This window comes from Aliiglaciecola lipolytica E3 (assembly GCF_000314975.1).
GTDB classification, from domain to species: domain Bacteria; phylum Pseudomonadota; class Gammaproteobacteria; order Enterobacterales; family Alteromonadaceae; genus Aliiglaciecola; species Aliiglaciecola lipolytica.
The window spans coordinates 24,992-47,521 of sequence record NZ_BAEN01000021.1 but is presented as its reverse complement, the minus strand read 5'-3'; the positions used below and the strand labels follow the sequence as shown (position 1 = coordinate 47,521).

24 protein-coding genes are annotated in these 22,530 nt (G+C 41.3%); 13 read left to right on the top strand and 11 right to left on the bottom strand.

The genetic code is table 11. The annotated features are described in order from the left end of the window. Window positions 1–17: 17 nt before the first annotated feature. The gene (gene prmB / locus GLIP_RS03870; protein WP_008843260.1) at window positions 18–959 is read right to left on the bottom strand and encodes a 50S ribosomal protein L3 N(5)-glutamine methyltransferase; all 942 of its coding nucleotides are present in this window, start codon (window positions 957–959) and stop codon (window positions 18–20) included. A 98-nt stretch (window positions 960–1,057) separates the two neighbouring features. Here prmB and smrB point away from each other — a divergent pair, with 98 nt between their 5' ends. Continuing rightward, window positions 1,058–1,660: an endonuclease SmrB gene (smrB, locus tag GLIP_RS03865; protein WP_008843259.1), complete on the top strand. Its 603-nt coding sequence runs from the start codon at window positions 1,058–1,060 to the stop codon at window positions 1,658–1,660. A gap of 31 nt (window positions 1,661–1,691) precedes the next feature. Here smrB and GLIP_RS22380 read toward each other — a convergent pair whose 3' ends face one another. Then, entirely contained in the window at window positions 1,692–1,814 is a 123-nt protein-coding gene (locus GLIP_RS22380) for a hypothetical protein (protein ID WP_008843258.1), read from the bottom strand. 275 nt (window positions 1,815–2,089) lie between these two features. Between GLIP_RS22380 and GLIP_RS03860 the strand changes: the two genes are divergently transcribed. Beyond that, window positions 2,090–2,809, top strand: a complete 720-nt coding sequence (locus tag GLIP_RS03860) for an NAD(P)-binding domain-containing protein (protein ID WP_008843257.1) — start codon at window positions 2,090–2,092, stop codon at window positions 2,807–2,809. A 92-nt stretch (window positions 2,810–2,901) separates the two neighbouring features. On the opposite strand, the gene GLIP_RS03855 is transcribed toward GLIP_RS03860, so the two are convergent. The 3 genes from GLIP_RS03855 to GLIP_RS03845 all read right to left on the bottom strand — a co-directional run bounded on the left by GLIP_RS03855 (window position 2,902) and on the right by GLIP_RS03845 (window position 8,370). Then, window positions 2,902–3,543: a transglycosylase SLT domain-containing protein gene (locus GLIP_RS03855; protein ID WP_008843256.1), complete on the bottom strand. Its 642-nt coding sequence runs from the start codon at window positions 3,541–3,543 to the stop codon at window positions 2,902–2,904. A 225-nt stretch (window positions 3,544–3,768) separates the two neighbouring features. Next, window positions 3,769–5,373 (bottom strand): glutamate--cysteine ligase, encoded by a 1,605-nt coding sequence (gshA, locus tag GLIP_RS03850; protein WP_008843255.1) that lies wholly within the window; start codon window positions 5,371–5,373, stop codon window positions 3,769–3,771. A gap of 132 nt (window positions 5,374–5,505) precedes the next feature. After that, window positions 5,506–8,370, bottom strand: a complete 2,865-nt coding sequence (locus GLIP_RS03845; RefSeq protein ID WP_008843254.1) for a M16 family metallopeptidase — start codon at window positions 8,368–8,370, stop codon at window positions 5,506–5,508. A gap of 118 nt (window positions 8,371–8,488) precedes the next feature. Between GLIP_RS03845 and GLIP_RS21275 the strand changes: the two genes are divergently transcribed. Genes GLIP_RS21275 through GLIP_RS03825 form a run of 4 tightly spaced genes read left to right on the top strand, consistent with a single transcriptional unit; the run spans window position 8,489 to window position 11,014 of the window. Continuing rightward, on the top strand, window positions 8,489–9,046 hold the full coding sequence (locus GLIP_RS21275) for an Hpt domain-containing protein (protein WP_008843253.1): 558 nt from the start codon (window positions 8,489–8,491) through the stop codon (window positions 9,044–9,046). Between the two features lie 20 nt (window positions 9,047–9,066). Next, window positions 9,067–9,762 carry a TIGR01621 family pseudouridine synthase gene (locus GLIP_RS03835; protein WP_008843252.1) on the top strand — a complete coding sequence of 232 codons (696 nt, stop codon included), beginning with the start codon at window positions 9,067–9,069 and terminating at the stop codon, window positions 9,760–9,762. Beyond that, window positions 9,759–10,133 carry a VanZ family protein gene (locus GLIP_RS03830; RefSeq protein ID WP_161602035.1) on the top strand — a complete coding sequence of 125 codons (375 nt, stop codon included), beginning with the start codon at window positions 9,759–9,761 and terminating at the stop codon, window positions 10,131–10,133. The genes GLIP_RS03835 and GLIP_RS03830 overlap by 4 nt, the downstream gene beginning before the upstream one ends. Beyond that, window positions 10,133–11,014, top strand: coding sequence for a ketopantoate reductase family protein (locus GLIP_RS03825; RefSeq protein WP_008843250.1), 882 nt, complete (start codon window positions 10,133–10,135; stop codon window positions 11,012–11,014). Before GLIP_RS03830 ends, GLIP_RS03825 begins: the two co-directional genes overlap by 1 nt. Window positions 11,015–11,049: 35 nt before the next feature. Here the strand turns inward: GLIP_RS03825 and lysS are convergent, their stop codons facing one another. The 6 genes from lysS to GLIP_RS03795 all read right to left on the bottom strand — a co-directional run bounded on the left by lysS (window position 11,050) and on the right by GLIP_RS03795 (window position 18,685). Next, window positions 11,050–12,594 carry a lysine--tRNA ligase gene (gene lysS, locus GLIP_RS03820; protein ID WP_008843249.1) on the bottom strand — a complete coding sequence of 515 codons (1,545 nt, stop codon included), beginning with the start codon at window positions 12,592–12,594 and terminating at the stop codon, window positions 11,050–11,052. A gap of 42 nt (window positions 12,595–12,636) precedes the next feature. Further along, window positions 12,637–13,735, bottom strand: a protein-coding gene (gene prfB, locus GLIP_RS03815; protein WP_161602034.1) for a peptide chain release factor 2 whose coding sequence is annotated in 2 segments (ribosomal slippage) — window positions 12,637–13,659 and window positions 13,661–13,735 — 1,098 coding nt in all. Because the reading frame shifts where the segments join, the coding sequence is not laid out codon by codon here. Between the two features lie 125 nt (window positions 13,736–13,860). Continuing rightward, entirely contained in the window at window positions 13,861–14,433 is a 573-nt protein-coding gene (locus GLIP_RS03810) for an NADPH-dependent FMN reductase (RefSeq protein WP_008843247.1), read from the bottom strand. Between the two features lie 23 nt (window positions 14,434–14,456). Then, window positions 14,457–16,193: an arginine--tRNA ligase gene (gene argS, locus GLIP_RS03805; protein WP_008843246.1), complete on the bottom strand. Its 1,737-nt coding sequence runs from the start codon at window positions 16,191–16,193 to the stop codon at window positions 14,457–14,459. Window positions 16,194–16,227: 34 nt separating this feature from the next. Beyond that, window positions 16,228–17,814, bottom strand: coding sequence for a peptide chain release factor 3 (prfC, locus tag GLIP_RS03800; protein ID WP_008843245.1), 1,587 nt, complete (start codon window positions 17,812–17,814; stop codon window positions 16,228–16,230). 256 nt (window positions 17,815–18,070) lie between these two features. After that, window positions 18,071–18,685 carry a LexA family protein gene (locus tag GLIP_RS03795; protein WP_001955070.1) on the bottom strand — a complete coding sequence of 205 codons (615 nt, stop codon included), beginning with the start codon at window positions 18,683–18,685 and terminating at the stop codon, window positions 18,071–18,073. Between the two features lie 156 nt (window positions 18,686–18,841). Here GLIP_RS03795 and GLIP_RS03790 point away from each other — a divergent pair, with 156 nt between their 5' ends. The 7 genes from GLIP_RS03790 to eexS are packed head-to-tail and all read left to right on the top strand — an operon-like array spanning window position 18,842 to window position 22,511. After that, window positions 18,842–19,087, top strand: a complete 246-nt coding sequence (locus GLIP_RS03790) for a helix-turn-helix domain-containing protein (protein ID WP_435786256.1) — start codon at window positions 18,842–18,844, stop codon at window positions 19,085–19,087. A 55-nt stretch (window positions 19,088–19,142) separates the two neighbouring features. Continuing rightward, a complete protein-coding gene (locus tag GLIP_RS03785) occupies window positions 19,143–20,012 on the top strand; it encodes a hypothetical protein (RefSeq protein WP_008843243.1) in 870 nt (289 codons plus the stop codon). Beyond that, window positions 19,999–20,661: a DUF6475 domain-containing protein gene (locus GLIP_RS03780; RefSeq protein ID WP_007105460.1), complete on the top strand. Its 663-nt coding sequence runs from the start codon at window positions 19,999–20,001 to the stop codon at window positions 20,659–20,661. The genes GLIP_RS03785 and GLIP_RS03780 overlap by 14 nt, the downstream gene beginning before the upstream one ends. Beyond that, window positions 20,648–21,196, top strand: a complete 549-nt coding sequence (locus GLIP_RS03775; protein ID WP_008843242.1) for a lytic transglycosylase domain-containing protein — start codon at window positions 20,648–20,650, stop codon at window positions 21,194–21,196. The genes GLIP_RS03780 and GLIP_RS03775 overlap by 14 nt, the downstream gene beginning before the upstream one ends. Beyond that, the gene (locus GLIP_RS03770) at window positions 21,193–21,492 is read left to right on the top strand and encodes a flagellar transcriptional regulator FlhD (RefSeq protein ID WP_008843241.1); all 300 of its coding nucleotides are present in this window, start codon (window positions 21,193–21,195) and stop codon (window positions 21,490–21,492) included. Before GLIP_RS03775 ends, GLIP_RS03770 begins: the two co-directional genes overlap by 4 nt. Beyond that, window positions 21,489–22,022, top strand: a complete 534-nt coding sequence (locus tag GLIP_RS03765; protein WP_000566753.1) for a FlhC family transcriptional regulator — start codon at window positions 21,489–21,491, stop codon at window positions 22,020–22,022. The genes GLIP_RS03770 and GLIP_RS03765 overlap by 4 nt, the downstream gene beginning before the upstream one ends. A 57-nt stretch (window positions 22,023–22,079) precedes the next feature. After that, window positions 22,080–22,511 carry an entry exclusion protein EexS gene (gene eexS, locus GLIP_RS03760; RefSeq protein ID WP_008843240.1) on the top strand — a complete coding sequence of 144 codons (432 nt, stop codon included), beginning with the start codon at window positions 22,080–22,082 and terminating at the stop codon, window positions 22,509–22,511. Window positions 22,512–22,530: the final 19 nt, after the last annotated feature.

Here is a 22,530-nt window from a genome sequence, read left to right as displayed (position 1 = left end):
TATTTTACTTCCTAACGTTAACTATGTTTCGCCCAGTAGGCAGTTAGGTTTGCATGATTTATTGCAAACACTCCCCTACCACCGTGCTCGAACTCAACCCAATGAATATCCAGTTCCGGATACTTAGCGTTCATATGTACTTCACTATTTCCCACTTCGACAAATAGCCAACCATCTGGGTTAAGATGCTCAACTGCTTGGCGCAAAATGGTATCAACAAGAACTAGTCCATCTTCACCCGCCGCTAAACCCAGCTCTGGCTCGTGATGAAACTCATCTGGCAAATCCGACATGTCTTCAGCGTCAACATACGGTGGATTACTTACTATTAAGTCGTATTTATGTCCTTGTAACGCTTCCATCAGATCCGACTTAATCGGCAACACGCGATCATGTAAACCGTGTTCTTGAATATTTATATCTGCAACTTGCAACGCGTCGTCACTAATATCAACGGCGTCTACTTGCGACTCTTCAAATTCATACGCGAGCGCAATAGCGATGCAGCCACTGCCTGTGCATAAATCCAAGATGTATTGTGGTTCAGACTCTAACCAAGTGGAAAAGTGTTGGTCAATAAGTTCAGCAAAGGGTGAACGCGGCACTAATACCCGTTCATCAACATAAAAGGGCAAGCCACAAAACCACGCTTGATTAGTTAAGTATGCCACAGGCAACTTTTCCAAGATACGTCGTTTTACTAGTGCCAAAATTTGCTTTTTCTCTGCCAGCGTAAGCTTAGATTGCAAGATTAAATGAAGATCATCTTCAGTCATATTTTGCGGTAAATGCAAAACTTGCAGGGCTAGCGTTAACGCTTCACTCCACGCATTATCAGTACCATGACCATAATATAAATCAGCTTGATTAAATTGGCTCATGGACCATCTTACTATATCTAAAATGGACGAAAGCTCAGTTGCAATTTCTTCCAAATCGATGGTATCAATGGATGTCATATAAATTGGGTCTTATTTAAGATGTTTAGTGCTAGGCAGTATTTTGCTATGCTTCAGCCAAAATTGCCTGTTTAATTACGCATAAACCATAACAAATTATGAAAAAGCAGCCCAACAATCCTTTTATTCAAATATCTAAACTAGATGTCAAATCCTCTGAACCAGAGGATATTTCACTGTTTAGAGGTGAGTTTAAAGATGTTGCGCCAATTAAGCAGGACAAAATAACGCCTCCGCGCCCTTCCAGCAAGCACATTTCGCAATCGCAGCTTAAAAAGCACAAAGATAATCTCGACACTAAACAAGCTTTAGCATCTTTTCATTTTTCTGATGGGTTTGAAGCACACTTTCCAGAGCAAGGCCCGCTGAAATACATCAGACCCGGAAAGCCTAGTTATGAAGTAAAACGCCTACGCAGAGGGGAATATCCGCCCGATTTAATTTTAGATTTGCACGGCTTAACGCGCGAGAATGCTAAGTTAGAAATTGCCGCTTTGATTTTAGCCGCCAAAAAGCAAAACATACATTGTGTTTGCATAGTACATGGTCTTGGCTCATTGGTGTTAAAAACAGCCGTTCCCAACTGGCTTGTGCAACATCCTGATGTTGAAGGCTTTCACCAAGCTCCATTAGAATGGGGCGGAAAAGGCGCCCTGCTGGTGTTGATTGAACAACCCGAATCTTTCAACGAGCCTTTCTAATACCGACCAGCAATACTCCCAAGCATTACTTTTATAGATTGTGATTTGTGTTATACAAAAACAAATACATGTAATACGCACAAATTCCTACGACCACTGACAAACCTAACAATGAGCCCCAAACCACCGGATCTTTTAATAATAATTCAATCATGACTTTTCCTCATATCCTTGCAAATTCGTTTTGTTCTATGAATTAAGTATACGAAGTACCGCAAAGTACGAACTGATCTGGATCAAAGGATTGATTAAAATTTCAGGTTTTTTCTAAGGTGTGTATTCAAATTGCGCCACTTAAGCATGTGAACCAAGCAAAATAACAACTAACCCATTGTTTTTAAACGATTATAAAAATTGGAATGAATTATGCGACTTCACTATCACCGATTCGAAATATAAGTTTAATAAATAAAAAACAGGTGATTTATTATGTATAACGCGCTCCAAAATCAGGCAAGAACAAGACCTATCTACAATCACATACACCCAGCCACTTCATCAACTATTGGTAACGATGTATCGGCACAGAACGAACGCATCAGCGTGATTGGACTAGGGTTAATGGGAACCCTATTGAGTGTTTCATTTGCCAACAATGATCACAAAGTGATAGCCATAGATATGGATTCACGCAAAGTGAACGGCGTTAATCAAAATCATTCCCCCATCCAAGATGCCGAATTAGAGCAAGCCGTGGTGTCTGCACGACTTAAACGAAACCTTGTTGCTACCAGTGACTTACACAATGCTATATTGCAAACCGAAGTGACATTAGTGTGCATTGGCAAAATGGAATCTGACGAAACAAAAATGATGAAAAATATGGAAACCGTTTGCCAGCAAATTGGCGCTACTTTAGCTACTAAAGGACAATATCATTTAGTGGTAATTCACAGCGCATTGAAACCCACTACATGCGAAACATTTTTAAAACCTATTATCGAGCAATGGTCTAATAAGCGCTGTGGTAAAGATTTTGGTTTGTGTTATTTGCCATTGCATGTTGCTCACAAAAGCCAATATTCATCTGCGAAGTTACATGACAGCATCTTACTTGGCGCGCACGACAATAAAAGCGCGAATGCTGCGACGAGATTATTCTCAACACTTGATATTGGTTTGAAAAGTGTCGGTGTAGCGGCGAAATAAGTTAGCAAGACAAAATTTAAAAGGGTATTTGACGCACTTGGATTTGAAGGCCTGAGCGTAGCTAAAGGGTTAAGTTGTGATGTGTTGGGAGATTAATCAAACAACTTCCAAAACCAACTTTTATTTAACTCTTCTTCACAGGATTTCAGCTGGGTGGCATAGCGCAATGAGCGAGCATTGACTTTTTTGGATACTTTTATCAACCATGCTTTTTTATTGTAGGTTCTGCGTTTGTATCCCCCCCAGCCTTCGTGATAATTCAGGTATTGGGCGTACGCATCCCATTTTGAAATGCCGTTAACCTGATAGGTCTTGGAAATAAACCACCCCATAAAATCAATTGCGTCATCAAAGTCGTCGCGGTCTGCACCGCTATTTTTAGTTTCTCTTATGTAGTCGGCCCAAGTAGGCGTTTTCGCTTGGGAATAGCCGTATGCGCTACTTATTCGTCCCCAAGGTATTAACCCGAAAAAGACGTAATCTCTGGGCGGTAACGCATCGTGACGAAATGAACTTTCCTGATACATCATCGCCATTGGCACATGAATGGGTACTCCCCACTTTTCATTCATATCCTTTGCGGCGTCATACCAATCTGATTTTTCTTCAAAGATATTACAAATATTACTAATATTTTTGGGAGGCGTAGTGCTACACCCCACTAAAAATACGGATAGATGCGTTAGTAAAAAAGTTTTTATAAAAAAACTAGATTTTATTGTGAACTTTCTCATTACGTCTGACTCTATACCTGTGTGTGTTTAATTTTATGTGTGTTTTCCCTGGTAGTAGTTTAATGCCTGACCTTGAGTCAGGCATTTTTTTGTCTGCTACTTAGGATAGTGCTTACCTTTGTTATGTGAAAATCAATCATTTCAGATGCATTCCAATCACGGCGCAAATTTGCGAGCATAATGGTTCTTCGTTTAAAATCTACATCAAAGATAAACACGACCTAGTTATTTAATTAAATAGTTACTTTGGGGGGCAGCAAAATAATCGGCTAGAAAATCTTCAAATGACAAACTATCTTCCTGCTCTTTCAATTGTTGTTTTTCAATAGACTCTTTCGCTAGTTGCTCAAATAATTCCTTAGAGTAATGTTTATAATCTGCTGAAATTAGTTCATTTCGATATTTTTCAGCTAACTCAACTCCAAATAAACCATTATCTTTATTTTCAGTAAGCAACATTTCTAGTAGTTTAGCCGAAGGAGTTAAAGATGAATCTTCAACTTTTCGTTTTTGCTGCTCAAGAGCTTGTGAATAAAGTGTGCAATCATTAGCTTCATCCAACACCGCAGCAACTTCTGCCATTTCTGAAAACAAGCTTTTCGACCATTGCTGAATAGTTGTCACTTCAGAATCGTTCCGCAAGGTTAATTCGGGATCTCTGCCTTTAACCACGACAGCTTTAAGATTTGATTCCGTTTCAGCATATTGTTGTTGTGACATGTTTTCACTTGGTGCGACCAAACAATAAGTCAAAAACACATCAAGGAAATAGAATTGCTCTTTTTTAATCCCAATTTTACTAAACGGATTTACGTCCAATGCGCGTACTTCAATGTAATTAACACCACGCTTAGCCAATGCATCGGTAGGCTTTTCTAAAGGTAACGTAGGTTGTTTAGGTCGGATCGGTGAATACAATTCGTTTTCAATTTGCAGCACATTACTATTGAGCTGGCGATATGCTTCACCCGCTTGATTTTCAAATTGTTGATATTTTTCTGAAGGTGTATTTATCGCTTTTCGCACCGATGAAATGTAACTATCCATTTGGTTGTAACAGATATTCAAGCCCGCTTGTTCTGAGTTGGTATAACCGAGATCACTCATTCGCAATGACGTCGCATACGGCAAATACAATGTTCCTTTACCTAAACGCTCAAATGGTAAGGTTGTTTTTTTATCCTTAATAAAAGAACCACAAATTGCCGGCGATGCACCAAATAAATAGGGAATTAACCAACAAAAACGTCGATAATTTCTAATCATGGCAAAGTAAGCGTCTGAAATACTGTGCTTATCCGCTTTTTTACCTTCCATGTTGGACAACCATTGTTGCCAAAAAGCTTCGGGGAATGAAAAGTTAAAATGCACGCCAGCGATAGCCTGCATCATACTTCCATAGCGATTTTTCAATCCAACGCGATAAAGACTCTTCATCTTTGCCACATTAGAGCTACCATAATTTGCAATCGGAATATTGTCTTCCCCATTGATAAAACAGGGCATGCTCATGGGCCACAACCGCTCTTCTCCAATGTTTTCAATCACAAACTTATGCACATCCATGAGTTGCTCTAAAGTGACATTAGGGTCGGATTCTGGTGGCGTAATAAATTCTAGCAGCGACTCAGAAAAATCAGTTGTAATGAAATCATGGGTTAATGCAGACCCTAATGCACCATTGTGTGGAGTTTGCGCCAAGCCACCATCTGCATTAATCCTAAGGGTCTCACGTTCGACACCATGTTTAATTTGGGGCAAAGTTGCACGCACTTCGGAGCGTTGCAGAACGGCTAAACGATCTGCAAAAGACGATAAACTGGATGTCAAAATATATTCCTAATGAAGAACTGAATTCTTAAAGTGGGGAAAAATATCAGATTTTCAAGCAAAAAATGCTGGCTCTCTATTCGACACATTTTTCCCCTCCTGTTTCTATTAAGCTGTAAATACAATCTTTAGCTATTGAGGCACTTGTATTTCAACTATCTCGCGTCCCAATTCGCTTAACTGTGGTTTAACCTTCTGCGCATCAGCCACTACAATAACTTGCATGTGCTTTATTTCAAGTAAATCACGAGCAATTTCATTTAATTCAGCCAATGTAACATTTTCTATAATTTCACCTTGCCGATCGCGATATTCGCGCTCTAAACCATATGCAAGTAAGTGATTCAGAAAATTGGCTTTGCTAGACGGTGTTTCATAACTAAGCGCTTCCGATTGACTATAAGCACTGCGCATCGACGCTAATTCACTTTCGCTCATTCCGTGCTCACTAAACGTTTTAATCTCGTTAAGTATCTCAGCGATACTATCACCGGTATTGGCTTGTTTAACGTCTGCTGAAGCTTGAAAACGTCCTAAGGTTTTGCCGCCAATAAACTGACTAGATGCGCCATAAGTATACCCTTTGTCTTCGCGTAAATTAAGATTAATTCGACTATTGAACATGCCACCTAATGGGTAATTCATCAATTTACTTTTAAAATGCTTGCCAGTGGCATCATAGGGAAGCGCACGCTCGACAACGCGCACAACTGATTGTGCAGAATCAGGTTTGTCGACTAAATAAAGTTTCCCTTCGGAGTATTCAGGAAACGGTTTATAGGCTGGTATTTGATAGTCGTTTCCGCGCCATTTAGTTAAGAATTGAATATCTTTTTTCAGCTGATTTTGCTCAATATCGCCAACAATAACTAGGTTTGCTTTTGTTGGTGTGTAGTACTTTTTGTAAAATGATTTTACATCCTCTAACTGAATATTGTTCAACGTGGCTAAATTACCAGAGTCAGGCAAGCTTAATCGGTTGTTTTCACCATACATCAATATGTCTGTGGCCCGAGCAGCTAAAACCGAAGGGTTTTTCAACTGTTGCTGCAATTGTTGCGCTAAATTTTGCTTTATTCGATCAAAATCTTCTTGCAGAAATGCCGGTTCGAATAGTTTCATTTCAAGCAGTGATAACGTTTTTTCTAAATTGTGTACCAATGCATTGACCCGAATCTGTGTATAACGTCCGCTGGCACCAAAACTAATTTCGCTACCTAATAACGCCAGTTGATTTGCCACTTGTTCGTTCGACATTTGCAACGTCGACTCATTCATCATCTGAGCAGTAAAACTAGCTAAACCCGCCTTTTCAATCGGATCCAAAAGAGGACCGCCTTCTAAGCTCAATAACAAGGTCACTGTAGGCGTTTCATCAGTGCTATGCGTCAGCATATTGATACCATTATCGAACTCGGTGCGGGTATACTCTGGCACCTTAACATTTGGGTTTGGGCCAGCCTTTGGCATCTTTGAACGATCAAAATTATCTGTTATCTCGGGAGCCAATACCTTTTCATGTACGGTATCAGTCACAATTTTGCGCTCTGGTAATTCAAAGTTTTGCGATTTTGCAGCTAATGAAGCTTGACCTACTGGCACAATACTCAACACCACTTTAGCTTTGTCTTTGATATATTTGCGATACACTCGCATTACGTCTTCAGCAGTAACGTTGCCGTATCGTTGTAAATCGTAGTCAACCATGTCCGGCTGACCATCGAACGTTTCATTAGCCGCTAAAGTCGACACTTTGCCAGACACACTTTGCAAGCCAAAGATGGTAGAGGATTCTATTCCCGCTTTCGTTCTTGCCAAATCATCAGCATTTACACCGCGGCTTTCGAATTCTAATAATGACTCTTCAATACGTTGTTGCAACTCGGCTAATTTCGTTGACTTTGCTGGGTTGGCCAATGCGATCAATTGAAATTCGCAGGAGAGCTCTCGACACGGATGTGAAACAACAGCTTGTACTGCATGATTATCTTTTACTAGGTTTTTATAAAATAAAGACGTTTTACCACCACCTAAAATGTCAGACAGCACATCTAAAGGGGCTTCATCTGGGTGACGCACATAAACAGTGGGGAACGTTAATTGGATAAGCGGTAAATAAACCTGATCTTCAATTGTGACATATCTATCACTTTCTAAAGTCACCGGCACTTTTGGTGCAGGGTCAACTTCAGGTCCGGCGGGAATACTACCAAAATACTTCTGCACCCATGCCAACGTTTGTTGTTTGTTTATATCGCCACCAATCGTTAATACTGCATTGTTAGGACCATACCAGCGTTTAAAAAATGCTTTTAAATCTTCAACGGTTACGCGGTCGAGATCTTCAACATAACCAATCGTTGACCAAGAATAAGGATGACCCGGCGGATATAAGGTTTCGCCATTACGTTCTGTTCTTAGACCATAAGGTTGATTATCGTAACTTTGTCCGCGTTCGTTTTTTACCGTCTCACGTTGGATTTCAAATTTTTCTTGGGTCACCGTGTCTAACATGAATCCCATACGATCGGCTTCAAGCCAAAGCACTTTTTCTAATTGATTGGCAGGCACTGTCTCGTAATAATTGGTTCTGTCACTATTGGTTGTGCCATTCATATCACCACCTGCCTCGGTAATGATCTTAAAATGTTCATCATCAGCAACGTTTTTTGAGCCTTGGAACATCATATGCTCAAAAAAATGAGCAAAGCCTGATTTTCCAATTTCTTCTCTGGCAGAACCAACATGATATGTCACATCCACATGAACCAAAGGATCACTTTTATCTTCATGTAAAATGACAGTCAGACCATTACTCAATTGGTATTTACTGTAAGGAATAGAAACCTTGCCTTCGCCTAAACCTGAGTGTTGCTCAACCAGCTTGACCCCTACCGGCAAGTTTTCAACTATATTTGGTTGACTTGGCTGATTGTCTGTAGAACACCCCAAAAGAAGTGCGGTGACACTCCCCAGTACCAAAACGATTTTCTTCACATTACTGCCTTATTTTAATTTCTATTCGTGATTTTTTGTTTAACTATGTGTATTTAGTCTACCTTGATGATACAAATAAAGTAATATGTTGTTAGAAAATGTGTGTGAAGAGTGAAAAATGGATAAACGCGAACAAATAATTGACTTAGATTTTGCAATGTCACAACTCAGTGGTAACAAATCGCTGCTAATCAAACTGTTAGTTAAATTTAATGATCAATACAAAGATCTAGCTAAACAACTTACCGAATATACTGAAAATAGTGACTTTAAATCTTATAAAGAAGTCATTCACACGGTAAAAGGGGTAACGGGTAATTTAGGACTTAATGCCTTGCATTTTGCGGCAAAGGATTTAGAAACCGCCGTGATTAACCAAAGTAGCCTTTCAATGGAAGAAGATCATTTTATCGCACAATTAAACGCTACTTTAATTAAAATTAATTTTTTAGCGTCTGAAGACAATGCACAACCCACAGCATCAAATGCTGCTGAAAATGAAAGTCAAAAACAGCTAATTGCAATGCTGGAAAACAATGAATTTATAACTGCAAGCAAGCTAGAAAGTCTTATTCATGACTGCAATATTACGGACCTGCAAAAACAGGAACTAAGTGTAGCAATTAATGACTTAGATTATGCCGAAGCGTTAAATATCATTAATAAACACGCTTAATTTCTTTACGGTCAATAAACATGAATGTAGTTCCTATTGTTTTCGAAAATGACGACTTGGTCATTGTTAATAAACCTGAAGGAATTGCCGTTCAAAACGAACAATTGCAAGCAGGCATTTTGCCGTTGCTGTTACGCCAATTACAACTTGATAAACTCTGGTTGGTCCATCGGCTCGACAAAGTCACTTCTGGTTTACTCATGCTAGCCAAAAACGCGGATGCCGCTGCACGGTTAAGTCAGTACTTCGCTGAGCGTAGAATACAAAAATATTACTTCGCCATCAGCGATAAAAAACCAAAGAAAAAACAAGGCGCGGTTGTGGGAGATATGCACAAAATTCGCGATGGAAAATGGGCATTGAAACCGACGACTGAACAACCGGCTATTGGCCAGTTTTTTAGCGCTAGTATTGGCGATAATGTGCGTTTGTTTGCAATTAAGCCTTATACTGGAAAAACCCATCAAATCAGAGTGATGTTAAAGAGTCTTGGTAGCCCAATACTTGGTGATGCAAGCTATGGCGGTTCTTCATCAGATCGAACGTATTTGCATGCTTTTGGATTAGAGTTTGAAGATCAAGGGCAGCATTTTCGTTTTCATTGTTTACCTAGTTCTGGACAGCATTTCACATTTTCATCTGCCGTTGTCAATAACTCCCCTTTACTCTCTCCTTGGGATTTAGCATGGCCAAGATTAAAAATGAAGTTACCGTGAAATATACCAACAAATATATTCGCCATCCGTTCACAATCATCATTGCACTGGCCATTCTAATCACGTTCTCAGTTGCCATGATAGTGCCAGTAGAATACATTCCACTGGATACCCGATACGATAAAATTCAGCATGCAAGTGTATTTTTTATTTTAACCTGTGCAGTTGCAACATGCCTACGTGTGAATCACTGGCTTATTGGAGGGTGCTTAGTTTTTTTTGCGATTGCGAGTGAAATAGTCCAGGACTTTTTACCCTATCGTAGTGGCAGTTTAGAAGATCTCTATGCTGATGGCATTGGTATAGGTCTGGCCTGCTTGTTGATTGAGCTTTGGGTAAGAATATACGTAGCTTTTAGGACTGCCCGTTAATGTTTACTATTGTTGGTAATGGCGCAATAGGAAACCTGCTGGCATTTCAGTGCGATAACGCAAATCTTGATTATCGCGTAATTGCACGTTTACCACGTCCTTCGAAGCTGAATTGTAAAACGAATAACAGTCATATAGTCATTAAGCCAAACTATCAGTCAAGCCAGTCAATGATTAATGATGGGATCTTTATTCTCCCACTCAAAGCCTATCAAATCATGCCCGCTATCGAACAATTTAAGTCTCTTATAGGCCCTGATGTACCCGTGATGCTGCTACACAACGGTATGGTCAATCACGATTTAATCTTGCAGCATTTAGACAGCAATCCAGTCATAGTCGCGACGACAAGTTACGGTGCGTTTAAATCACAAACCGATACCTTAAATGTGACAGGTATGGGGATTACTCAAGCAGGATGGCTAAGGGACAGCGATGATAATATTTACTACCAAGGTTTGTTTGAAAATGTGCTTCCACCTTGTAGTTGGCACAAAAACATATTAGAAATCTTGTGGCGAAAATTAGCGGTAAATTGTGTAATTAATCCACTGACTGCCCTCCATAATATTAAAAATGGTGAACTTGCTGCGGCAGAGTATCGTTCGCAAATCACTGAGATTACGCTTGAAATAACCAATTTAATGACCGAATTGCGATTGTCAGTAACGCAAAAAGAACTGTTCGAAAATTGTATGTTGGTGATTGAAAAAACCGCATCGAACTACTCTTCGATGCACCAAGATATTCAGAAAAGACGAAGAACTGAAAATGAAAATATAAGTGGATATGTAGTTAGTCAAGGCGAAGTAGTCGGGATCCCTACCCCTTTAAATGAACACCTTTATCAGCAGATAAAAAAAATAGAGACTCATTTCTAGTCTAAACAAGTCTCTATTTCTATTCGGCTATCTATTTATTCCTGCGGTGCTTGAGGTCGCATGTGCGGGAACAAAATCACATCTTTAATAGTCGGGCTATCAGTAAATAGCATAACTAAACGATCGATTCCGATACCTTCCCCTGCGGTAGGCGGTAATCCATATTCTAACGCTGTAATGTAATCTTCATCAAAGTGCATAGCTTCGTCATCACCAGCATCTTTTTCTTCAACTTGTTTTTTAAATCTTGCTGCTTGATCTTCAGAATCATTCAATTCCGAGAATCCATTTGCTAGTTCTCTACCACCAACAAAAAATTCAAATCTATCGGTCACAAAGTGATTGTCATCGTTGCGACGTGCCAATGGAGACACTTCCCAAGGGTATGCGGTAATAAAGGTAGGTTGTATGAGTTTCTCTTCAGCCGTCGCTTCAAAGATTTCACATAAATATTTACCCGCGCCCCAAATTCCATCAACTTCAGGCTCTTTGATATGCAGTTGTTTGGCCATAGCTTTTAATTCTGGCAAATGATTTTCTGGATCTTTAATAGCGGCCTCGTTTGCTTCAGGCCAATATTTTAACACTGCATCATTCATGGTCAGACGTTCAAAAGGCTTTCCAAAATCATATTCAACTTCACTAACCACATTGCCTTCAAGATCTTTTTCAGTGCTTTTAATGATGGTTGTCCCCAACACATCTTTGGCAAGTGTACGCAACATATCTTCAGTTAAGTTCATCAAATCATGATAGTCAGCATACGCTTGATAGAACTCTAGCATAGTAAATTCTGGATTATGGCGCGTAGATAGACCTTCGTTTCGGAAGTTTCGGTTTATTTCAAAAACACGTTCAAACCCACCCACAACTAATCGCTTCAAATAAAGCTCAGGTGCGATACGCAAATACATATCGATGTCTAACGCATTATGATGGGTAACAAACGGTTTAGCCGTAGCTCCGCCAGGAATAACCTGTAGCATTGGTGTTTCTACTTCCATGAAATTTCTTTGGGTAAGGAAGTTTCGAATGCCGGTCACAATTTTACTGCGGATCAAAAAGGTTTCGCGAGTTTGCGTGTTTGTGATCAAATCAACATAACGTTGGCGATACTTAGTTTCTTGATCAGCTAGACCATGAAATTTTTCAGGCAGCGGGCGCAATGACTTGGTTAATAGCTGATATTCGTCCATATTGACGTATAAATCGCCTTTGCCCGATTTATGCAATACGCCTTTTACGCCAATAATATCGCCGATATCTAAGCTACCGTAACGCGCCTTGATATCTTTTTGGGTGTCTTTAGACGCATAGGATTGAATACGGCCAGTCATGTCTTGCAATAATAAAAAAGGACCACGTTTTGCCAGAATACGGCCAGCGATACTGACTACTTTACCTAAGTCTGCCAATGCTTCTTTTTCATGCTCGCCAAATTCATCTTGTAAATCTTGGCTATAGAATTCCCGTCTAAACGAATTCGGAAAACCATTTGAGCTACATTCAGTACGAATTTGCTCCAGTTTTGCGCGGCGTTCCGCAATTAATTTATTTTCATCTTGTTGAATGTCAGTCATCGACTTTCCTGAAAGTATTTTTTGAATTAAAGGCTAAATTGCTTATAGACCAGATTTTAAGCTAGCCTGAATAAATTTATCTAAATCGCCGTCTAAAACAGCTTGAGTATTTCTGGTTTCAACTCCAGTGCGCAAATCCTTAATGCGCGAATCATCCAACACATAAGAACGAATTTGACTTCCCCAACCAATATCAGACTTATTGTCTTCCATCGCCTGTTTCTCTTCGTTCTGTTTTTGCATTTCAAATTCGTAGAGCTTGGCTTTTAATTGCTTAAACGCCTGATCTTTGTTTTTGTGTTGTGAGCGATCATTTTGGCACTGCACCACAATATTCGTAGGCAAATGAGTAATACGAACCGCTGAATCTGTTCGGTTTACGTGCTGACCACCAGCACCAGATGCACGATAGGTATCTATACGTAAATCTGATGGATTAATGTCAATTTCAATATCATCATTTATCTCTGGATAAACAAATGCAGATGCAAACGATGTGTGACGACGATTACCGGAATCAAATGGAGATTTTCGAACCAAACGGTGAACCCCTGTTTCAGTGCGTAACCATCCAAACGCATATTCGCCAGTAAAACGAACAGTAGCACTTTTGATGCCCGCTACATCACCGTCGGAAACTTCTATCAACTCTGGTTTGAAGCCATGTGCTTCGCCCCAACGCAAAAACATCCGCAACAGCATGTTTGCCCAGTCTTGAGCTTCAGTTCCGCCAGAACCAGATTGAATATCCAGATAACAATCATTAGTATCATTGGGGCCTGAAAACATGCGGCGAAACTCGAGTAACTCGAGTTTTTCTACAAGTTGGTTCAGTTCCGTTTGCGCCTCATCAAAGGTTTCCTGATCTTCAGCTTCAATTGCGAGCTCAAGTAAACCTTCAACATCTTCCGCACCTTGATCAAGTTGTTCAATAGTTTCAACCACTTGCTCTAGAGCAACTTTCTCTTTTCCTAAAGCCTGCGCTCGTTCAGGTTCATTCCAAACTTCTGGACTTTCCAATTCACGGCTGACTTCTTCTAGACGTTCTTTCTTGAGATCGAAGTCAAAGATACCCCCGAAGCAACGTATTGCGTTCTCTAACGTCTGTTAGCAAATTTTGTATAGGATTGATTTCAAACATAAATCTTATATAGATATTTTAAATTAAGGCGGGGATTCTACCGGATTTAGCGGCGTTTGGACAGATGTCGAGAAGGATTAAGACGGTATAAATTATACCGCCGTTATAAAACTCACAAATAATGCTTAACTATTCAGTTTATGGCAGGTTTCAACTAAAGTTTTACCGATATTTTTCAATGCTTTTTCAATTTTTTCATCGCTGATTTTGCCATTTTCATCAAACTTTGAAAACGCGTCACTAATCGCTTTTTGATCCGGTAAAACCATTGTCCCCAGATTTTCCATTAACATGCGCAATGTAACCAATACGCGCATTCCGCCAATTGAACCGGGAGACGCGGCCATAATTCCAGCCACCTTTCCTCGGTATGCCTGTAGCGGTGTTTCACCTTCAATTTTGCGCGAAGCCCAATCTATCGCATTTTTAAACAAGGCACTGTATGAACTATTGTACTCAGGTGAAGAAATCAAAAAGCCGTCACTATCCATTAGCAACTCTTTGAATTTTTGCGCGTTGGGATCCATGCCTTTTTCCGCTTCTAAATCTTCGGTGAAAATAGGCAAATTGAAATCTTCCAAATTGACGATAGTTACCTGCGCTCCCGCTTCTTCAGCACCTTTAGCTGCGACAGCAACCACTTTTTTATTTACTGAATCACGGCGACCACTGCCACTAAACGCTACTATTTTTACCATTTTGACCTCTTCTTTTTGCTAGTCTACATTTTTTCTAACGTGCTAATACCAAGCAACTCCAACCCAGACTTAATGGTTTTTGCCGTTAAACCTGTTAGCGTAATGCGACTATTCTTTTGTTCGTTACTTACACCTGCCTTGAATATTGGGCAGGCTTCGTAGAAGCTCATAAAGCTACTCGCTAATTCATATAGGTAGCTACACAATACATGCGGAGTCGCTTCGGCGGTGAGTAAATTTAACGCCTCAACATACTGTAACAGCTTTACGGCTAAAACGCGCTCTTGTGGACTTTGCAGCTCTATGGATGCTGTAAAACTGTCTGAGTTTGCCCCAGCATCTTTGAAAATTTTATTGGCTCGAGTGTAAGCATATTGAATATAAGGTGCAGTATTACCTTCAAAACTTAACATCGAATCCCAATTAAAAATATAATCAGTAGTGCGATTTTTACTTAGATCGGCATATTTAACCGCACTGATACCAATCTTTTCGGCGACTTGCTGACGCTCTGCTTCACTGAAGTCTGACTTTCTGTCAGCCATAAGCTTTTCTGCACGTTCAACCGCTTCATCGAGCAAGTCTGCTAATTTAACCGTACTACCGCTGCGTGTTTTAAAGGGTTTGCCGTCTTGACCTAACATCATGCCAAATGGGCAATGTTCATAACTTTGCTGTTCTGAAATAAAGCCTGCTTTACGGGCAACGATTTCGGTTTGTTTAAAATGCAATGCTTGACGCGCATCGGTAAAGATTAACGTTCTATCTGCACCTAACTTTTGGCAACGATAACGAATGGCAGCTTGGTCTGTAGTTGAGTAAAGATACCCACCACCAGACTTTTGAATAATATACACTGCTGGTTCACCGTCTTTATTGGCTAATTCCTGGATAAAAACGACAAGTGCACCTTGGTCTTCTACCGCAATACCTTTTTGAACTAACTCATTCACCGTAGGTAGCAGATCGTCGTTATACGCGCTTTCACCCATAATATCTTTGCGCGTTAATGAGACATTGAGTTTCTTGTATACTTCTTCGCTGTGTTTAATTGATATATCGATAAAGTCCTGCCACAAGGATAAACAATGTGCATCGCCACCTTGCAACTTGACCACATATTGTCTGGCACGATCTGCAAATCCATCCTCTTCATCAAAACGAACTTTTGCTTCTCGGTAAAAATCTTCTAAATCAGATAATGCAGTTTCAGCAACTTGGTTCGAAGCAATTTTGTCACTCAGATGTGCCAATAACATCCCAAACTGTGTTCCCCAGTCTCCCATATGATTCTGACGAATAACATTATGGCCCATAAATTCTAACGCTTTAACCACAGCATCACCGATAATGGTGCTTCGTAAGTGGCCCACATGCATTTCTTTAGCCAGATTAGGCGAAGAGTAATCTACCACAATGGTTTGAGATTGTTGTTTTTCAACACCTAAGCGCTCGTCATTATAAGCTTCGAGCAGCTGCTCACCTAACCACTGAGATTTTAAATGAATATTTATGAATCCAGGGCCGGCAACTTCTAATTTTTCTGCAATATCATCCAACTCGACTGCAGCCACAATCTTTTCAGCAATATCTCTTGGCTTTTGCTTCAATATTTTTGCCAGCGCCATTGCGCCATTGAACTGATATTCACCAAATTCAGCGCGGGTACTTTTTGCCAGTGGTGCAGGCGAATTCTCAGGTGCGCCAATGTTGATCAATGCGGCTTTAAAACGGTCTAACAAGACTGTGTGTAAATTCATAATTTGGACTTAATATACTTTTTAATTTAATTGTTTAGTGTTCACGAGTTGTATGGAATTCGATATCCGGATAACGCTCGCGAGACAAATTGAGATTTACCATAGTAGGCGCAATATAGGTCAAATTATCGCCGCCATCTAAGGCCAAATTCACTTCTGCTTTACGTCTGAACTCATCCAATTTTTTCTCGTCTTTACTGTATATCCAACGAGCCGTACTGACATTAACATGCTCATAAATTGCGTCTACATTGTACTCAGCTTTTAAACGCGCCACGACGACATCAAATTGCAGTACCCCAACAGCTCCTACAATCAAATCGTTATTAACCAATGGACGGAAAACTTGTACTGCACCTTCTTCAGATAACTGAATAAGCCCTTTTTGAAGCTGCTTTTGTTTGAGCGGGTCTTTTAGTCGTATACGCTTGAATAACTCTGGAGCGAAATTAGGTATTCCGGCAAAGCGGAATTTTTCGCCCCACGTAAAGGTATCACCTATTTGAATAGAACCATGGTTATGCAAGCCGATAATATCGCCAGCGTAAGCTTCCTCAAGTAAAGCACGATCACCCGCTAAAAAGGTTAATGCATCGGATATACGTACATCTTTACCAATCCGAGTTTGGTGCATCTTCATGCCTTTTTCATATTTTCCTGAAACAATGCGACAAAAAGCAATACGATCTCGATGTTTGGGGTCCATATTGGCTTGGATTTTAAATACAAAACCACTGAATTTATTTTGCTCAGATGACACTTTTCCTAGGTCTGACTCTCTTCCCTGTGGCTTCGGAGCCCATTCGACAAGTCCGTCTAACATGTGGTCTACACCAAAATTACCTAATGCCGTACCGAAATACACTGGAGTCAGTTCACCACTTAAAAATTGTTGTAGATCAAATTCGTGTGAAGCACCTTTTACCAACTCAAGCATTTCGCGCAACTCTTCGGCATAACTACCAATGGCGTCATCCAAAAGTGGATTATCAATACCTTTGATTATTCGCTTTTCTTGAATCGTATGGCCCATGCCCGTTTTGTACAAAATGGTTTCATCTCTAAGTAAGTGATATACACCTTTAAATTCTTTGCCCATACCTATAGGCCAAGTGATTGGGGCACACTTTATTTTCATGATGTCTTCAACTTCATCTAACAAGTCGATTGGATCGCGGGTATCTCGATCCAACTTATTGATGAAGGTAATTATCGGCGTATCTCGTAAACGGGTAACTTCCATCAATTTGATAGTCCGTGCTTCAACACCTTTAGCAGCATCGATAACCATTAAGCAAGAATCTACAGCAGTGAGGGTCCGATAGGTATCTTCAGAAAAATCCTCGTGCCCCGGAGTATCTAACAAATTGACTAAATGATCATTGTAAGGGAACTGCATCACAGAAGTCGTAACGGAGATGCCCCGCTCTTTTTCCATTTCCATCCAATCAGACTTGGCATGCTGACCAGACTTTTTACCCTTTACAGTCCCCGCTTTTTGCAATGCGTTTCCAAATAAAAGCACTTTTTCTGTGATTGTGGTTTTACCCGCATCCGGGTGCGAGATGATAGCAAAGGTCCTTCGCTTATTGATTTCATTGAGAAAATCTTGGTTTGCCATGTATAAATTCTTTTAGTTTGTACACGGATTTGTACACACTTTTGGAAGTACTCTCTTTTCAGTTCTTCGCTTGTCAAATCCGTCGTGTTAATCGTAATTGGCCGCTATTTTCGCTGATCTTGACTTTATAAACAATCAATGGTTATCTAATCGGTTACCATTTGCTCTCAGCGTGCGCCAATGCTCAGTTGTAGCTGTTTGCAATCGTTGCTTCTTCAGCTCATGAACAACTGTGGCTAAACCACAAATTCCTTCGCTACCAGAAATCGATGATAGCTTGTCGTACTACACCGATGATGGTGCAGTTGCCGTTGATCGGTATTGCAGGGTATTGCGGGTTCAAAGGTTTTAGATACTTCTGTTCACCATCAATAACCAACTGCTTAAAGGTTGCTTCTTTCGAATCATCCAAACGCGCAACAACCAATGAACCTGAAGAGTAAGGTAACTCAGGATCAACAACGATCACTGCCCCCTCAGGTATGGATTTTTTTCCGCTTGGATTTTCCATACTGTCGCCTTTTACGCGAAGTGCGAAACAACCCTCATGTGCTTTCCCAGTGACTTCACGCCACTCCTCAGCATCTTCATGGGCAAATCCCTCCGCTATTTCAGTCCAATCACCGGCCTGAACCCAGTTAATGAGAGGAATTCTTCCCTTAATATCAGGCCCGACTTCTACATTACCGACCCCCAAGCCAATCTCGCCATCACCTGTGGCGAGCCAATGAGCATTCACGCGAAGCGCCTCCGCGATCTGCATGGTGTAACGAGACCTAGCCGATTTACCAGAGCAAATCTGGCTGATCGACTGCTGTTTGATACCAATGCGACGAGCCAACTCAGACTGAGTTACCCCAGTAAGCTGCAAGGCATGGTTTAGTCGTTCGGATAAAGTTTTCATAAGCCCGCATTCTACAAATAAAACTGTAGTCTTTCAACAATTTTAACTGTTGACTTATCTACAGTTTAAACTGTAACATTCAATCTTGTAACAGTTATTATTGTAACAGGAGACGGTATGGAAGTGTTCAACACGACACAAAAACATCTCCGCCGTGCCATTGACTTGGTCGGCGGGCAATCAGCATTAGCAAGAGCCATCAACTCAAAACAGCAAAACGTCTGGTTTTGGTTGAATAAATCAGGGCGTGTTCCCGCTGAATTCGTTTTACCCATCGAACAAGCTACGCAAGGACAGGTAACCCGATCTCAGTTAAGACCGGACATCTATCCCGAATGCCCAAGCGAGCTGAAAGCCAGTAACCAGTAGGATTAAGGGCAAATAATGGTCAGCATTTTACGTAAACACAAAAGCGAGTTCCTCCATGCGTGATTATGGCAAGGTCTATACCCGCTTTTGGCTAAAGCAAAATGTTTTGTCCTGGAGTGACTCAGCGAAGTTGCTAGGACTGTATTTGCTTACATGCCCACATTGTAATTTGCTTGGCTGCTTTCGACTGCCGATTGGTTACGTTGCTTCTGACTTGAACTGGGATGAGCAACAGGTTGCCAAGACGTTAAGTGAGTTAGAACAAGATCAGTTCCTGATTCGTTGCGAGGCATCTGGTTGGACTTTGATTCGAAGCTTTCTGAAGCACAACCCAATCGAAAACCCAAACCAAGGTAAGGCAGCCTTTCGGTTGCTTAAAGATGTACCTGCCGACTTCATTGGTATGGCATCGCTTTTGAAATCTCTTGCCGCTTTTCAAGCTCGGCTACCAGAAGAATTTTCATCATTGTTTATGCCTGATGGCAACCCGGTAAGGGACTCTCAACGGTCGGATGACTCTGAGAGAAGCAATAAACCAACAGTTAAAACTGTTGACCACATACAGTTTGAAGACTTCTGGGATGTACAAATACGCAAAGAAAAAAAAGCGAAAGCCAAAGAAGAATGGCTACGCATGGGCCTCAATGAAGACCATGAACTCGCCTTGGAAGTGCTAACACGCTGGAAAGAGCAACGAGACAACCGATTACAGTATCAAGATCGGACTAAGACCCCTATGCCACATAACTGGCTTTTAAACCGGCAATGGGAAGACGAGTACGTTCGCATTGATGAAGTACAGCAATCATCGACGAGCCTAAAGGGCAGCAATCACCAATTGAATATTGAAGAAAGCAATCGCCGCATTGCTGAAAGCTGGGCCGGACCAGGTATTCGGGAGGTTCGTTCAAGTGCAGGAGGTTGATAAACGCGAGTTTGCTGAAGTTTGGGGAGCAGCTTGGGCCATGTATGGCAAAAGCGTATCACCACAATTGCTATCCATCGCATTTGAAGCCCTTCGTGCTTATAGCATTGAAGAAGTGCGAATCGGTCTGACTCGGCATATTCAATCACCGGATACTGGGCAATTTTTTCCAAAGCCCGCTGACGTCATCAAGCATATCGACGGCAACTCAGGTTCAAGAGCCATGGTTGCTTGGAACAAAGTTGACAAGGCTGTTCGTCAGGTTGGCGCTTGGACATCCGTGATGTTTGACGATGCGCTTATCCACCGCGTGATTTCAGACATGGGTGGATGGGTTGAACTCTGCAAGGTTGATGACAGGGAATACCCCTTTAAGCAAAAAGAGTTTTTAACACGCTACCAGGCTTACTTGCTACGGGACGAAGTGGGTGAATACCCAAGGCTATTACAGGGTATTGCAGACCATCAGAACCAGCAAAAAGGATTTGATATGCAAGCGCCTGTTGCCGTAGGCGACTGGTCAAAAGCGGCACAAGTTTATACGAGAGGCATCGCCGACTTTAGCGCAGTGCCATTAAAAAGAATAAGCCCGAAAGCCATTCAGGCGCTTCTCGGAAATCAATTAGAGGACAAAAATGAAAACGATTAAAGCAAAAACCATTGCCCTAGTGATAGCCATGTCCGCAAGCACTTCAGTCTATGCGTTTCCGGGCTATCAGTGGGAAAAAGCAGCACAAAGCGTTGGTATTGATCCAGTCATGCTCTACGCCGTTGCCTTGGCTGAGTCGGCCTCACATCGTGGTCTCAACATGACCAGTCCATGGCCATACGCAATTCGCAATGGTTCAAACGCAACCTACGCCAAATCTAAGACAGAAGCAGAGCAACTGTTAAACCAGGCACTGCAAGAGACTGAAAAATATCAGCTCGATATTGGCCTTATGCAAATCAATTTGCATTGGCATGGGCATCGGGTGAGCTCAGCAGCGGAACTGCTAGACCCCATCACCAACCTTACGGTCGGCTCAAGTATTTTGGCCGAAGCAATCAAGTCTTCACCAAATGATTTAGAGCTTGGCATAGGCCGCTATCACAGTTGGAACGAAGAGCGTGCACGCTGGTATGGGCAGAGAGTGCTTTCTATCTATCGCAATATTTTACATGAACTGGAGGTCCGTCAATGACAACCAATCAACAAGACTTCTATCAATTAAATTTGGCGTACCTACACGCAGCACGAGAATTGGCGCGAATTGATCCGCAAGAGGCCGTCTTGCGCTTTGGACTTACACGCGACGTAGTTGATGCTCTGATTAATGCTGGTGTTGACGACCTGCAACGAGTGGCGACCTCATCATTCATGCTGTTTCAACCAAGGGGTAACCAAAGCCAACTGATTGAGATGGTGAAGAGCAAAGGCACAGGTATCCCAAGAATCGCTTATTTATTATCAACCCTAAACAACAAGGGGGATTCATGATTGATAACCTGTCCAAAAGTGAGCTATTTACCCGAGCCTCGCTGCTTATTAAATACGGATTTCGAACAACCATCATCGCGCTCGATACAGGTTTGCCAATCCACATTATCAGAAGGCTCCACAAAGAAGTGACTGGCAAGTCACCTTGTCCTGGTCAATTGCCAGAATCTGATGCCATCGTTAAAAGTAGAAGAGCCTTAGTTGAAGGCTCTCTGCTGATGGCGCTTTATGTCAATATTGGTGGTGACAATGTCTACAAGCAATTAAATATTGATGCTTTGATGAAGGCTTACGATGCGTACTTGGTTGCAAGAGAAGAAGCAGATCTTCCAGCTGAGATCCCATGGAAAAAACTGACCATCAATGAAGGTTGGGTTCTAGCTCGTGATTTAAGGTCACAGCTTGCATCCTTACACCGTTGTCGATGCGGTAGTCTGTATTTGACGGTATCTCAACAGCGCATTCAGCTTAAATGTCCTGTGTGTGAGATTATGGCCGAGCAAACCACTAGAGCACTTTTTGAGAACTAACATGCTGATGCATGATTTGATTGTGCACCTCCCGTGCACTTTGAGAGTACTAAGAAGATGACAAACTTACTTAAATCTTTACCAGCACGCTGCTGGTTTATATCACTGGGACTTTTTCTGGCGACTTTGGCTGCGGCTCATTTTTTTCCATCAGAAATATTAACGGCATCTGCCAAGTTAGCGGCTTTGCCATTTCTGATCTGCACCATCGTTTTTTTCGGCTACTTGGGATTCAAAGCGACCTGTAACCCCATCGGCCTAATAGCCATCATCACGATGCTTTTAGCAATCGCATATTGGCAAGCGAGTTGGACAATTGTTGGTTTGGGACTCTTTTTCATAGCTATTTGTACTGGAATTAGATTCTTGAGTAGCCAAGTTAAAGATTCGGGTAGAACTTTGAGCATTGAAGAAAAATGGTATTGGTATAAGCTCCATTCGTTTTTTGATGGCTTTTATCCAAGGTATCCCAAAAAGCCAAAAAAATAGCCAGCCCACCACAAGCTGG